This window comes from Enterobacter sp. Tr-810 (genome assembly GCF_011752765.1).
Lineage (GTDB): Bacteria > Pseudomonadota > Gammaproteobacteria > Enterobacterales > Enterobacteriaceae > Enterobacter > Enterobacter soli.
This window is the reverse complement of sequence record NZ_VWWW01000002.1, coordinates 428,370-441,418: the sequence shown is the minus strand read 5'-3', so window position 1 is coordinate 441,418 and position 13,049 is coordinate 428,370. Positions and strand designations below refer to the sequence as shown.

At 50.5% G+C, this 13,049-nt stretch carries 15 protein-coding genes; 10 read left to right on the top strand and 5 right to left on the bottom strand.

Going from position 1 to position 13,049, the window contains the following annotated elements; all coding sequences use genetic code 11:
* The 3 genes from F3J30_RS08710 to F3J30_RS08700 all read left to right on the top strand — a co-directional run bounded on the left by F3J30_RS08710 (position 1) and on the right by F3J30_RS08700 (position 1,892).
* Complete coding sequence (locus F3J30_RS08710; protein ID WP_014069732.1) at positions 1-738, top strand: phosphatase; 738 nt, start codon at positions 1-3, stop codon at positions 736-738.
* 20 nt (positions 739-758) lie between these two features.
* Positions 759-1,313: a molecular chaperone gene (locus F3J30_RS08705; RefSeq protein ID WP_166716976.1), complete on the top strand. Its 555-nt coding sequence runs from the start codon at positions 759-761 to the stop codon at positions 1,311-1,313.
* A 96-nt stretch (positions 1,314-1,409) separates the two neighbouring features.
* Entirely contained in the window at positions 1,410-1,892 is a 483-nt protein-coding gene (locus F3J30_RS08700; RefSeq protein ID WP_166716975.1) for a DUF1097 domain-containing protein, read from the top strand.
* A 43-nt stretch (positions 1,893-1,935) separates the two neighbouring features.
* Here F3J30_RS08700 and csgG read toward each other — a convergent pair whose 3' ends face one another.
* The 4 genes from csgG to csgD are packed head-to-tail and all read right to left on the bottom strand — an operon-like array spanning position 1,936 to position 4,277.
* Positions 1,936-2,769, bottom strand: coding sequence for a curli production assembly/transport protein CsgG (csgG, locus tag F3J30_RS08695; protein ID WP_014069735.1), 834 nt, complete (start codon positions 2,767-2,769; stop codon positions 1,936-1,938).
* 26 nt (positions 2,770-2,795) lie between these two features.
* Positions 2,796-3,209: a curli production assembly/transport protein CsgF gene (gene csgF, locus F3J30_RS08690; protein WP_014069736.1), complete on the bottom strand. Its 414-nt coding sequence runs from the start codon at positions 3,207-3,209 to the stop codon at positions 2,796-2,798.
* Positions 3,210-3,232: 23 nt separating this feature from the next.
* On the bottom strand, positions 3,233-3,622 hold the full coding sequence (gene csgE, locus F3J30_RS08685) for a curli production assembly/transport protein CsgE (RefSeq protein ID WP_014069737.1): 390 nt from the start codon (positions 3,620-3,622) through the stop codon (positions 3,233-3,235).
* Between the two features lie 4 nt (positions 3,623-3,626).
* Positions 3,627-4,277 carry a biofilm master transcriptional regulator CsgD gene (gene csgD, locus F3J30_RS08680; RefSeq protein ID WP_166716974.1) on the bottom strand — a complete coding sequence of 217 codons (651 nt, stop codon included), beginning with the start codon at positions 4,275-4,277 and terminating at the stop codon, positions 3,627-3,629.
* A 758-nt stretch (positions 4,278-5,035) separates the two neighbouring features.
* Between csgD and csgB the strand changes: the two genes are divergently transcribed.
* From csgB to ymdB, 5 genes are all read left to right on the top strand, one after another.
* Complete coding sequence (csgB, locus tag F3J30_RS08675) at positions 5,036-5,491, top strand: curli minor subunit CsgB (protein ID WP_014069739.1); 456 nt, start codon at positions 5,036-5,038, stop codon at positions 5,489-5,491.
* 42 nt (positions 5,492-5,533) lie between these two features.
* Entirely contained in the window at positions 5,534-5,983 is a 450-nt protein-coding gene (gene csgA / locus F3J30_RS08670; RefSeq protein ID WP_014069740.1) for a curli major subunit CsgA, read from the top strand.
* A 62-nt stretch (positions 5,984-6,045) separates the two neighbouring features.
* Positions 6,046-6,378: a curli assembly chaperone CsgC gene (gene csgC / locus F3J30_RS08665; protein WP_166716973.1), complete on the top strand. Its 333-nt coding sequence runs from the start codon at positions 6,046-6,048 to the stop codon at positions 6,376-6,378.
* A 164-nt stretch (positions 6,379-6,542) separates the two neighbouring features.
* On the top strand, positions 6,543-6,863 hold the full coding sequence (locus F3J30_RS08660) for a type 1 fimbrial protein (protein ID WP_166716972.1): 321 nt from the start codon (positions 6,543-6,545) through the stop codon (positions 6,861-6,863).
* 106 nt (positions 6,864-6,969) lie between these two features.
* Positions 6,970-7,512: an O-acetyl-ADP-ribose deacetylase gene (gene ymdB / locus F3J30_RS08655; protein ID WP_166716971.1), complete on the top strand. Its 543-nt coding sequence runs from the start codon at positions 6,970-6,972 to the stop codon at positions 7,510-7,512.
* Positions 7,513-7,548: 36 nt separating this feature from the next.
* On the opposite strand, the gene mdoC is transcribed toward ymdB, so the two are convergent.
* On the bottom strand, positions 7,549-8,688 hold the full coding sequence (gene mdoC / locus F3J30_RS08650; RefSeq protein WP_166716970.1) for a glucans biosynthesis protein MdoC: 1,140 nt from the start codon (positions 8,686-8,688) through the stop codon (positions 7,549-7,551).
* 255 nt (positions 8,689-8,943) lie between these two features.
* On the opposite strand from mdoC, the gene mdoG reads away from it, so the two are divergent.
* On the top strand, positions 8,944-10,497 hold the full coding sequence (mdoG, locus tag F3J30_RS08645) for a glucans biosynthesis protein MdoG (RefSeq protein ID WP_041162035.1): 1,554 nt from the start codon (positions 8,944-8,946) through the stop codon (positions 10,495-10,497).
* Positions 10,490-13,018, top strand: coding sequence for a glucans biosynthesis glucosyltransferase MdoH (gene mdoH / locus F3J30_RS08640; RefSeq protein ID WP_166716969.1), 2,529 nt, complete (start codon positions 10,490-10,492; stop codon positions 13,016-13,018). The genes mdoG and mdoH overlap by 8 nt, the downstream gene beginning before the upstream one ends.
* The last annotated feature ends 31 nt before the right edge of the window (positions 13,019-13,049 follow it).

Genomic DNA, 13,049 nt, shown 5'->3' with positions numbered 1-13,049 from the left:
ATGTATCCCGTTGACCTGCACATGCACACCGTCGCCAGTACCCATGCCTATAGCACCCTCCATGACTACATCGCGCAAGCAAAGCTAAAAGGCATCAAGCTTTTTGCGATTACCGATCATGGTCCTGATATGGCTGATGCTCCGCACTACTGGCATTTTGTGAATATGCGCATCTGGCCACGCCTGGTCGAAGGTGTTGGGATACTTCGTGGCATCGAAGCGAACATCAAGAATACAGACGGTGAAATCGACTGCACCGGCCCGATGCTGACCTCGCTGGATCTGATTATTGCGGGCTTCCATGAGCCGGTTTTCGCTCCACAGGATAAAGAAACCAATACAAAGGCGATGATCGCCACGATTGCCAGCGGCAACGTGCATATCATCAGCCATCCGGGCAACCCGAAATACCCGATTGATATTCAGGCTGTCGCTCAGGCGGCAGCAAAACACCGCGTTGCGCTGGAAATTAATAACTCCTCCTTTGTTCATTCGCGCAAAGGCAGCGAGGCCAACTGCCGTGAAGTGGCCGCGGCGGTGCGTGATGCAGGAGGTATGGTTGCGCTCGGTTCTGACTCGCACACCGCCTTTACGCTTGGCGATTTCAGCGAGTGCCTGAAAGTGCTTAATGATGTTGGTTTCCCGGAAGAGCGGATCCTGAACGTGACCCCACGCCGGATGCTTGACTTCCTGGAATCGCGCGGGATGCCGCGTATTGATGAATTTGCCGATCTTTAATTGTGTAATGGAATAAAAAAATGAATGAGTTCTCCATCCTTTGCCGCGTGCTGGGTACCCTGTTCTACCGTCAGCCGCAAGACCCGCTGCTGGTTCCGCTGTATACGATGATCCAGGAAGGTAAGCTGGCGCAAAACTGGCCGCTGGAACAGGATGAGCTGCTGGAGCGTCTGCAAAAAAGCTGCGACATGCAGCAGGTTTCTGCGGATTACAACGCGTTGTTCGTAGGTGAAGAGTGCCGCGTGGCGCCGTATCGTTCAGCGTGGGAAGAAGGGGCAACCGAAGCAGACGTTCGCGCTTTTCTGACTGAGCGCGGGATGCCGCTGGCAGAGACTCCGGCTGATCACTTTGGCACGTTGCTTCTTGCGGCGTCCTGGATTGAAGATCAGTCTGGCGATGATGAAAGTGAAGCTATCGAAACGCTGTTTGAAGAATTCCTGCTGCCGTGGTGCGGTACGTTCCTCGGCAAAGTGGAAGCGCATGCCACATCACCATTCTGGAGAACTCTGGCGCCGCTGACCCGCGATGCCATTGCGGCCATGTGGGACGATCTTCAGGAAGAGAATGAAGAGTGATTTAGATCACATAATTCCTGCAACGATACATTTCAACTTGCACATAATGTGCTTCTGATCGCATTTCTATGGTGCGTATCTGCTAAGATGCGCGCCATGAACATATTACTCTGCATTGCAATTACAACGGGCATTCTCTCCGGTTTATGGGGATGGGTGGCGGTATCTCTCGGCCTGTTAAGCTGGGCCGGGTTCCTTGGCTGCACGGCTTACTTTGCCTGCCCTCAGGGCGGCATTAAAGGGCTGTTTATCTCTGCTTGCACGTTGATGAGCGGTGTTATCTGGGCGCTGGTCATTATGAAAGGCAGCGCGCTGGCGCCGCACGTCGAGATCTTAGGCTACGTGATGACCGGCGTTGTGGCATTTCTGATGTGCATTCAGGCAAAGCAAATGCTGCTGTCGTTTGTGCCGGGCACCTTTATTGGCGCCTGTGCGACATTTGCAGGGCAGGGCGACTGGAAGCTGGTGGTGCCGTCGCTGGCAGTGGGCTTACTGTTTGGCTATGCCATGAAGAACAGCGGTCTATGGCTTGCAGCCCGACGCGAAAAACCGCAAAACACCACGGCCGTGAGTGAATAAAAAAAGGCGAGATAATCATCTCGCCTTTTTTATGCGCTTCCTGTCAGGATTCCGGAGGAACCGACATATCGCGGTATTTCACCAGAACCGGGTTTTGTGCATCGGCTTTGTTTTGCAGATCCCACAGGCCACGGTCGATACCGTCATTAATCAGGAATATAACGCCAGTTTCGATGGCTGACATCAGACACATCATGACCGGTTCGTTGGAGGTGTAACCAATTTCACCTTCCAGTAAACGCTGGTAGTCAATAAAGCGGAATACCCCGGCCTGCACTTCATACGAGAGAATGGTCTTGCTGGTGTTCACGGATGACAGCACTTCACCGGTGCTGACGTTCACCACGCGCAGGTTAACGGCTATCTGATCGAGCTGATATTGCGTATCTGCCCCGATACCGAAGTAACGTGCGCCCACACCGCCTGATTTAACGTTACTTTCGTAGCCGATAATCGAACCTTCAATCATAACGTTGGCTGCGGCAAGCGATTGCAAAGGCATCCGATTGTTATTCGCGACGGTACCATTTTCCTGAGCGGCGCGAATGATTTTGCGTTCATTCAACAGGTTCTGAAGTCCCTGACGTTCCAGCGGGATGAACCAGTGAGAATCCTTGAGCGCGGTGACCAGCATTGCGGTGGCACTCTGCGGTACAGCAGTCGAGAAGTTACTGGCAGGGTACGGTTTAAATTGTCCAGTTTCATCCTGGATGTTGTAAACCGAGACAAATATTTTGCCGGTTGGTGCTGGCAAATGGGTTAAATCACGATAACTCTGGGCCCGAGGCATTAATGTAGGTTTTGCAGCTTCTTTTGGTGGAGCAGTTAAACAACCGCTCAATAAGCACACTGCAACAAATATCAGGAAGCGCTGCATGATCGTTGTCCTTATTTTGATGTTGTTCAGAAGTCTGTCGAGTTACTTTGTAGACCAGAAACCTGGATGGTCGATGTTTTTCCAGTTTTCCGGTCCGTCACATTTAACTGAAGCTGCCCATCCTTGTTGGCAATATCGACAATAAAGTCGTTAGTCACCATTCGGCCGGGCTTGCCAGTATTGATGTTGGTTAACAAACCACCCAGGATCTGGGACTGGATAGCCTGGGTGAAGTTATCCAGCGCTGACGGCGTGTCAACGGTGTAGTCTTTATAACTCGGATCTTTATAGGAGTTTTGGGCTTGCGCCTCATTCAACATGAATGCCCCGTTGTTGGGGTTACCGCCAAAGTTAGGGTTACGGAACTGGAACGTCATATTTCCGGCCCAGCTTAAAGGTGTAATTAGCATTAACGAAATAACTGCATGTGCAATACGCATGACAGCCTCCGGATATAGGGTCGCTAGAACTCGTCTTTTGCTAAATCGCGTGTGCTTAATAGCGCTTTGTCTATTTGCAGGCGATTTATAGCCTCTTCAGTTTGTGCCAGAGCTAAGGCTACGTTTTTATCGAAGTCTATTTTCGTTGGGAATAAAAACGTTTGATAAATAACGTCCTGATTAGCCGTTATCGTTATCCAACTTCCCCATCGTGCACTGGGCCGTTCGTTGATTGTTATGTTACCAGGGTAAGTACTTTCCCACTTGTCACTGAAGGCACGATAAAAATTGTGCCCAACAGATGACACCGTATGGTCAGTTAACAATCCGGGAATCTCCACTTCAACGGCCTGAAGGTTCCCGGCAGCAAGCAGAAAGCCTGCTGCGGCAATCCAACTCAACGTGCGTTTCATGGTATTAACGCCTGAGGTTATCGTTTGCCCATGAAACCGCCTGAGTTCGGTTTTTAACAGCTATCTTCTTGAAAAGATTATAAAGGTGCGTCTTAACTGTATTTTCGCTGATAAATAACGAACGGGCGATCTCAATATTTGAAGCACCAATGCGCAACTTGTTCAGGATCTCTTTCTCGCGATGCGTCAGCAGTGCGGACTCTGAACTGTTATAGCGGTAATTACCAGAGTGCGTGATGAGGTAGCTGGCAAGTTTTTGCGAGAAATAACATTCACCTCGCAATATGCCCTGCAACCCTTCTACCACGCGATCTTCTTCTTCAGTGACGTAAAAAACGCCATTGATATGTGGCCAGCTTTCAATGTCTCTGAAAGGATACTCATCAGGAGTGTTCAATAATAGCAAACGGATATTATTGTTTTTCCTGCTTAAATTATCTTGCCAGTAATGAATAAGCTTTTTATCAGCTTCCATCATATCAAGAAGAATAATGCTGCCAGGAGCAATATCGTCAAAAGAACGTTGAATATTATGCAATTTCCCGTTCAGTGATAATGATTGCTTTAAATGCTGTAATAAAGCTGTCGCTTGCAAAGAAGGTTTTGTGATCAACAGTAATGTATGACCATGTAAACTATGGACTTCATTATACATGATGAAACCCCACTTTTTTATGACACCTGACAGTTGCCCCTTTAATTAAAATTAAGGGGCACCAGAAGTACTGACAGATGCTGCACTGCTGTGTGTAGAATCAGACCATAACCTCCAGGGGGAGGTAAATATAAAACAAATTTCGTACATCTGATTTCAATCTAGCTTTTACAAACTTTAAAGCAAGTGTTAAACATGTAACGGAATGTAAAAATCAATATTAATTTGTGAAAATCACACATTTCTATTGTTCAGTTTTGATAGGAAAGTTGTACATGCTAATAACACTGCACACATTTTAAAAATCATACAAATATTTGTATCATTTTGATATTAAAAAATATTAATTATTTCGCAAACACAGCGGCAAGGTATGAGTTCAGGAAAAATCCTAAGCCTTCGAATGAGGGGGTTGTGTCCTTAAGAAAACATGCCCCGTGTCACGCACTGTGTAAATTATGATCCCGGCAGCGGGTGAAGCGTGCGGGCTGGAAAGGGTGGACAGGCCGTTGCCTCGTTGTACAACCTTTGCCATGGAAATATTTTTACAAAAACTAAGCTGCACTGATTACAGCGTTTTTTGGCATTAATTAATACTTTGAGGTGAAACGAAGAATAAAAATAAGACTCGTGGGTGAGATATTTAAAATGTTTCGGCAGACATACTCTTCACCGTAACGACGCGTTAACAAATTTAAGAAATGCGTTAACACGAAGTCACATTACGATTTGTGTATAGCCAGGTCCAGGGTGACAACATGAAAAACATATCGTTATTTGTGATGTTTACATTTCTGGGTGTGCCTGGATTTGTAACCGCGGCGGGTTCAGATTTAGCAAATACTGAATATAACTTCGCGGTTAATGAATTAAGTCGTTCCTCATTAAATCAGGCAGCCATTATTGGTCAGAAGGGTGCATATAATGACGCCCAGGTTCGCCAGGACGGTTCTAAATTACTGTCCATTGTTACTCAGGATGGAGTCGGCAACAGAGCGAGAGTTGATCAATCAGGGACTTATAATTATGCATATATCGCTCAGAGCGGCTACGCGAATGATGCTGATATTTCGCAGGATGGATACGGTAATACGGCAAAAATTATCCAGCAAGGGTCGGGTAATAGGGCGAGTATTACGCAGTACGGTACGCAGAAAACCGCAGTTGTAGTGCAGAAACAGTCGCAAATGGCCATTCGCGTTATTCAACGCTAGTTATTTAGCGGCGACTTTAATCAATCCGATGGGGGTTTTACCATGAAATTTATCAAAGTGGCAGCACTTGCAGCAATCGTAGTTTCTGGTAGTGCTATGGCGGGTCTTATCAATCAAGGCGGTTGGGGCGATCATGGCCATGGCGGTTATGGTGGTCCAAATTCAACCATGAATATCTATCAGAGCGGTGGCGGCAACTCAGCTGTTGCCTTGCAATCGGATGCAAGAAATTCAACTATGAATATTAGCCAGACTGGTGGCGGTAATGGTGCAGATGTTGGACAAGGCTCTGACGACAGTACTATCTCCCTGACTCAGAATGGTTTTGGTAACAGTGCAACACTCGATCAGTGGAACAGCAAAGACTCCACTATGACTGTTAGCCAGTACGGTGGCCTGAACGGTGCATCCGTTGACCAGACTGCTTCTAACTCTTCTGTAAGTGTTACTCAGGTTGGTATTGGTAACCACGTGTCAGCTCATCAGTACTAATACTGAAATCTGTGCTACAAAAAAACAGGGCATATGCCCTGTTTTTTTTTCGGGAGTCCATCATGCAAACCTTAATTCTTCTCGCTGCGCTCTCCAGTCAAATTACGTTTAAAACCTCCCAGCAAGGCAATATGACGACCATTATTCCGCAGGTCATCCTGACTGAGCCGTGTGAATGCCAGGTCCAGGTGCTTTCTATGCGACAAGGGCAGGGCGGTCAAAGTACGTCACAACAACAAAATACCGTCTCGATACCCGCTAATCAGACGATTGATTTAACGCGCCTGAGTTTAAATATCGATGCAGGGGATACCGTGAAGATAACGGTGACTGTTTCTGACGGGAAATCTCTCCATTTATCGCAGCAGTGGTCGCCGCCAGGCAGTGTGCTCTAATTATTCATTAAATCAATGAATTGAAAGGGGTGGCGGCGACGTATTCTTATCACTATGCTGTTATCAACAATGAGCTGATGTTGCAAATATGTTTAATTGTGCGTTGCTTGCCATCATGGAGAGCTTTTACCCCTCAAGGACGACTTTCATTGAGGAGTATTATCGTGACCAGATCTGCATTTCAATTCATCACAGGGCTTGGTCTGGCGATGTCTGCCGCGCTGAACCCCGCATTTTCAGCAACCTTCGTTAACGGCGGAGTCATCCATTTTCGTGGTGCAGTCGTGTCCGACCCCTGCGAAATCTCTGCCAGACCTCAACAACTTTCCATGTCTTGCCCGGAGAATAACCGGATGCAGACGCGTGTGCTGAGCTATAGCGATGCCCTGAACGGCCAGAGTGCTTACCCCAATATGGCTTCAGTTAGCATGAAGTACCTCAATCCTGAAAAATCGCTGGCCATTGTGCAGATTGATTACCGCTGATCTCATGCTCTCCTGCCCTCTGGCGGGGGAGCTTTTCCCGCAATAGTTTTTTCTCCCAACCCCAGTGCGATACACTTAATAAAAAGGCGGGTCGCAGAGGGTGTTTATGAAACCGCAAATAGAAGTTATCCACGGTGATATCACGACATTGCACGTTGACGTCATAGTCAACGCTGCTAACCCATCACTCATGGGCGGGGGAGGTGTGGACGGTGCTATTCACCGTGCTGCCGGCCCGCAGTTACTTGAGGCGTGCAAAGTGGTACGCCAGCAGCAAGGAGAGTGCCCCCCAGGCCACGCCGTCATCACCCTTGCAGGTAATCTACCTGCCAAAGCGGTGATTCATACCGTGGGGCCGGTATGGCATGGCGGAGAACATCATGAGGCGCGGATCCTGGAAGATGCGTATCGCAACTGCCTGCGCCTGGCGGCCGATAATGGCTATAAAACCATGGCCTTTCCGGCAATCAGTACCGGCGTGTATGGCTATCCCAAAGCCGCGGCAGCAGCGATTGCGGTGGATACGGTCTATCGTTACCTTTCCCTGAAACCCATGCCTGAACAGGTATTCTTTGTCTGTTTTGATGAAGACACCGCCCATCTGTACCAGCGGCTTCTTACTCAGCGCGGACAGGAGTTTGATGTCTGAATACAGCAGCGGCGCCCTGAAGGCGCCGCTGATTGTTTATGCTTTAGTTTGAGGCTTACCCGAGAACAGGAAGCGCAGCAGCGGTATCCGCAGATGAATTTCGTACATCACCAGTGCCAGACCAATCACAAACACCAACCCGGTGAAAAAGCCCAGTGTATTTGAGGCGATATGCGGGGTGATGTATGCCCCGAAGAATAGCGTCAGCGGATGATGCACCAGGTAAATGAATAATGAAGCGTTGACGAAATAGGTCACCCGGGTGGATTTGAAATTCAGCAGGCGGTGGCCTAAGGCAAACACCACATTGACCATCCACAGGCCCAGCAGCATGGTGATCACGCTTTCCGTTTCATACATCCACGCATCGCCGCTGCCGTAGCGCTGGTTCAGCAGATAGGCGACAAAGGCTACTGCCGCGCCAATCGCGCACCACGGGGAAGGGGTGGTAAAGAGGGCTTTCAGCTTTGGATAAATAAATGCCAGCGCCCCAATCATAAAGAAGGGGATATAGAACAGGCTTTGCATGACCACAAAGTTGAACAGACCGTCGCTGAGGATAGGCGGATAGACAATAAAGAGAGTACGCCTCACCGCGGCATACGCGATGCCCAGCAATAAAAAGAGCAGCGACAGTTTCCCAAGCGTAATACTGGCGAAGAAGGTGTCGGCTTTAGTGCTCAGGTGGTGACGCAAACGGCTAAAAATCAGCACGCTGATTGTCGTCAGCACCACCAGAACCAGCAGGAACCACAGATGGGACACCAGCTCCCACACCAGCGTGTTGTACTTTTCATACAACGACAGATTTTGCCAGCCATCGGCCTTGCCTTTGACATATTGCAACATGATGAACTGCGGTAGCGTCAGCAGCGGAATGGCCGTGAGCATCGGAATACCCACGCGCTCGACGCGCACTTTCCACCAGCGTTTAATGGGGTAACGCAAAAACAGCATGTAGGAAAAATAGCCGGAAATGACAAAAAACACCTGCATCCGAAAGGCGTGAATAAAGTCATTAAACAGGGTGAGCCACCAGGAGGGCTCCAGACTGTTAACGTGCCAGGTGTGGCTTGAGTAAATCAGTGAAATGTGAAAAGGGATCCCCAATAGCATCAGCCATGCCCGGATCGAGTCGAGGAAATATTCACGTTGTACAGGTATAGTAGTGCTCATATAACTTTGTGCATTCTCAGACTTTTCGTCTTATCCCTAAGACTCATAATGGTTACATTCGAGGCCAACCCTACACCAAGACCGACACCCTGTCTCCAGGATAAGCACGCAAAGTGAAAAGTGGGTTCTTCCACTTGCTTAATCCCTGAGCCAGCGAGCTGAACAAAGCGGTGATTATGTTGTCGGATTGCCTGAGTTTCCATTAAAATGGATCGGATCGATATAAGCACACAAAGGGGGAAGTGCTTACTTATTATGAAACATAAACCACAAATGATGAAAATGCGTTGGTTAGGTGCAGCAGTCGTGTTGTCCCTGTATACCTCATCGGCCTGGTCCTTTAACATCGATGACGTCGCAAAACAGGCAAAATCGATGGCTGGCAAGAGCTACGAAGCGCCGAAAAGTAACCTGCCCTCCGTTTTCCGCGATATGAAATATGCGGACTATCAGCAGATCCAGTTCAATCACGATAAAGCGTACTGGAGCAATATCAAGACCCCGTTCAAGCTTGAGTTTTATCATCAGGGTATGTACTTCGATACGCCGGTTGCCATCAATGAAGTGACGGCGAGCTCGGTGCGTAAAATCAAGTACAACCCGGATTACTTCAATTTTGGCGATGTGCAGCACGACAAAGACACGGTGAAAGACCTTGGCTTTGCCGGCTTCAAAGTGCTTTACCCAATCAACAGCAAAGATAAAAACGACGAAATCGTCAGTATGCTTGGCGCCAGCTATTTCCGCGTCATTGGTGCGGGGCAGGTGTACGGGCTTTCTGCGCGTGGTCTGGCCATTGATACCGCGCTGCCATCAGGTGAAGAGTTCCCACGCTTTCGCGAATTCTGGATTGAACGTCCAAAACCTGCGGATAAGCGTCTGACCATCTATGCACTGCTGGATTCCCCGCGTGCGACAGGTGCCTATCGCTTTGTCATTATGCCAGGGCGTGACACGGTTGTTGACGTGCAGTCTAAGGTCTATCTGCGCGATAAAGTGGGCAAACTGGGCGTGGCACCATTAACCAGCATGTTCCTGTTTGGGCCGAACCAGCCGTCTCCGGCGACCAACTTCCGCCCGGAATTGCACGACTCCAACGGTCTTTCTATTCATGCCGGTAACGGCGAGTGGATCTGGCGCCCGCTGAACAACCCGAAACATCTGGCAGTCAGTAGCTTCGCGATGGAAAACCCGCAGGGCTTTGGTCTATTGCAGCGTGGCCGTCAGTTCTCACGCTTTGAGGACCTGGACGACCGTTACGATCTGCGTCCAAGCGCGTGGGTAACACCGAAAGGTGACTGGGGTAAAGGGAAGGTTGAGCTGGTTGAAATTCCAACCAACGATGAAACCAACGACAACATCGTCGCTTACTGGACGCCGGATCAACTCCCGGAATCCGGTAAAGAGATGAACTTCAAGTACACCATTACCTTCAGCCGTGACGAAGACAAACTGCACGCACCGGATAACGCATATGTCATGCAGACCCGTCGCTCTACTGGCGATGTGAAGCAGTCTAATCTTATCCGTCAGCCTGACGGCACGCTCGCGTTTGTTGTGGACTTTGCTGGTCAGGATATGAAGAAACTGTCCCCTGACACAGCAGTGACGGCACAGGCAAGCATTGGTGATAACGGTGAAATTGTCGAAAATACCGTGCGTTACAACCCAGTAACGAAAGGGTGGCGTTTAACCCTGCGCGTGAAAGTGAAAGATCCGAAACAGACGACTGAAATGCGCGCTGCGCTGGTCAGTGACGATCAGCCACTGAGCGAAACCTGGAGCTATCAGCTACCTGCCAATGAATAATACAACTGAATATATTGATGCCATGCCGCTGAGCGATATTGAAAAAGCGGCACTGCCCAAGAGCGACATCCGCGCGGTGCAAACCGCGCTGGATGGTGAACATCATCAGTTTACCCGTGATGATGATACGCCACTGGGGTCAGTGAAGGCGCGTCTGGAGCAAGCATGGCCAGACTCGCTGGCAGAAGGGCAGCTGGTTAAAGACGACGAAGGCCGCGAGCAGCTTCAGGCTATGCCGAAAGCAACGCGTTCTTCTATGTTCCCGGACCCGTGGCGCACCAACCCGGTGGGCCGCTTCTGGGATCGTCTGCGTGGGCGTGAAGTTGCGCCGCGCTATCTCTCTCGTCTGACGAAAGAGCAGCAAGCCGCCGAGCAAAAATGGCGTACCGTCGGGACGATTCGCCGTTACATTCTGCTGCTGCTGACGCTGGCACAGACGGTTGTGGCAACCTGGTACATGAAGACCATCCTGCCTTATCAGGGCTGGGCGCTGATCAACCCTGCGGATATGACAGGGCAGGATCTGTGGGTCTCCTTTATGCAGCTGCTGCCGTATATCCTGCAAAGTGGCATCCTTCTTCTGTTTGCCGTGCTGTTCTGTTGGGTGTCCGCCGGTTTCTGGACGGCGCTGATGGGCTTCCTGCAACTGCTGATGGGACGGGACAAATACAGTATTTCTGCGTCGACGGTCGGGGATGAACCCCTAAATCCTGAGCACCGTACTGCGCTGATCATGCCTATCTGTAACGAAGACGTTGATCGCGTATTCGCGGGTCTGCGCGCCACCTGGGAGTCCGTAAAGGAGACCGGTAACGCAGAGCATTTCGACGTGTATATCCTGAGCGACAGCTACAACCCGGATATCTGCGTGGCAGAACAAAAAGCCTGGATGGAGCTGATTGCAGAAGTGCAGGGCGAAGGTCAGATTTTCTATCGCCGCCGTCGTCGTCGCGTGAAGCGTAAAAGCGGAAACATCGATGACTTCTGCCGCCGCTGGGGTAATCAGTACAGCTACATGGTTGTACTGGATGCTGACTCCGTGATGACAGGTGAGTGTCTGACTGGCCTGGTGCGTCTGATGGAAGCCAACCCGAACGCCGGTATTATTCAGTCTTCACCAAAAGCATCCGGTATGGATACGCTTTATGCGCGCTGCCAGCAGTTCGCAACGCGTGTTTACGGGCCGCTGTTCACGGCGGGTCTGCACTTCTGGCAGTTGGGTGAATCCCACTACTGGGGGCATAACGCCATTATCCGCGTGAAGCCGTTCATTGAGCACTGTGCGCTTGCGCCGCTGCCGGGTGAAGGCTCGTTCGCGGGATCTATCCTGTCGCATGACTTCGTGGAAGCTGCGCTGATGCGTCGTGCAGGGTGGGGCGTCTGGATTGCCTACGATCTGCCTGGCTCATACGAAGAACTGCCGCCGAACCTGCTGGATGAACTCAAGCGTGACCGTCGCTGGTGCCACGGTAACCTGATGAACTTCCGTCTGTTCCTGGTAAAAGGGATGCACCCGGTTCACCGTGCAGTATTCCTGACCGGCGTTATGTCGTATCTGTCAGCGCCGCTGTGGTTTATGTTCCTGGCGCTCTCTACCGCGTTGCAGGTGGTGCACGCCCTGACAGAACCGCAGTACTTCCTGCAACCGCGCCAGCTGTTCCCGGTGTGGCCGCAGTGGCGTCCTGAGCTGGCGATTATGCTGTTCGCCTCAACCATGGTTCTGCTGTTCCTGCCGAAGTTGCTCAGCATCATTCTGATCTGGTGCAAGGGCTCGAAAGAGTATGGCGGCTTCTTCCGCGTGACGGTATCGTTGCTGCTTGAGGTGCTGTTCTCTGTGCTGCTGGCACCGGTTCGTATGCTGTTCCACACCGTGTTTGTGGTCAGCGCGTTCCTGGGCTGGGAAGTGGTCTGGAACTCTCCACAGCGTGACGACGACTCGACTCCGTGGAGCGAAGCCTTTATGCGTCATGGTTCACAGCTGCTGTTAGGGCTGGTGTGGGCAGTGGGCATGGCATGGCTGGATCTGCGTTTCCTGTTCTGGCTGGCACCGATTGTCTTCTCGCTAATCCTGTCGCCATTTGTGTCCGTGGTGTCCAGCCGTTCAACGGTGGGTCTGCGTACCAAACGCTGGAAACTGTTCCTGATCCCGGAAGAGTATTCACCGCCGCAAGTGCTGGTGGACACTGACCGCTTCCTGGAGATGAACCGTAATCGCTCGCTGGATGATGGCTTTATGCACGCGGTGTTTAACCCGTCATTCAACGCCCTGGCAACTGCGATGGCAACAGCCCGTCACCGTGCAAGTAAGGTTCTGGAAATTGCCCGCGATCGCCACGTTGAGCAGGCGCTGAACGAGACGCCGGAAAAACTGCACCGTGACCGTCGTCTGGTCCTGTTGAGCGATCCAGTCACCATGGCGCGGCTTCACTATCGTGTGTGGTCTGCTCCGGAGAAATATTCCTCCTGGGTAAGCTACTACAAAACGCTGAAGCTTAATCCGCTGGCGCTGAAAGCGAAGTAAGTTTTAAAGTAGGCCGGGAACGCTGCACGCT

Excerpts from the sequence above, each read along its gene's own strand:
- csgC (WP_166716973.1), top strand. The coding sequence starts at position 6,046 with ATGCAAACCTTAATTCTTCTCGCTGCGCTCTCCAGTCAAATTACGTTT.
- csgA (WP_014069740.1), top strand. The coding sequence starts at position 5,534 with ATGAAATTTATCAAAGTGGCAGCACTTGCAGCAATCGTAGTTTCTGGT.
- ymdB (WP_166716971.1), top strand. The coding sequence starts at position 6,970 with ATGAAACCGCAAATAGAAGTTATCCACGGTGATATCACGACATTGCAC.
- F3J30_RS08705 (WP_166716976.1), top strand. The coding sequence starts at position 759 with ATGAATGAGTTCTCCATCCTTTGCCGCGTGCTGGGTACCCTGTTCTAC.
- csgB (WP_014069739.1), top strand. The coding sequence starts at position 5,036 with ATGAAAAACATATCGTTATTTGTGATGTTTACATTTCTGGGTGTGCCT.
- mdoH (WP_166716969.1), top strand. The coding sequence starts at position 10,490 with ATGAATAATACAACTGAATATATTGATGCCATGCCGCTGAGCGATATT.
- mdoG (WP_041162035.1), top strand. The coding sequence starts at position 8,944 with ATGAAACATAAACCACAAATGATGAAAATGCGTTGGTTAGGTGCAGCA.
- csgG (WP_014069735.1), bottom strand. The coding sequence starts at position 2,769 with ATGCAGCGCTTCCTGATATTTGTTGCAGTGTGCTTATTGAGCGGTTGT.
- csgD (WP_166716974.1), bottom strand. The coding sequence starts at position 4,277 with ATGTATAATGAAGTCCATAGTTTACATGGTCATACATTACTGTTGATC.
- mdoC (WP_166716970.1), bottom strand. The coding sequence starts at position 8,688 with ATGAGCACTACTATACCTGTACAACGTGAATATTTCCTCGACTCGATC.
- F3J30_RS08710 (WP_014069732.1), top strand. The coding sequence starts at position 1 with ATGTATCCCGTTGACCTGCACATGCACACCGTCGCCAGTACCCATGCC.
- csgE (WP_014069737.1), bottom strand. The coding sequence starts at position 3,622 with ATGAAACGCACGTTGAGTTGGATTGCCGCAGCAGGCTTTCTGCTTGCT.
- F3J30_RS08700 (WP_166716975.1), top strand. The coding sequence starts at position 1,410 with ATGAACATATTACTCTGCATTGCAATTACAACGGGCATTCTCTCCGGT.
- csgF (WP_014069736.1), bottom strand. The coding sequence starts at position 3,209 with ATGCGTATTGCACATGCAGTTATTTCGTTAATGCTAATTACACCTTTA.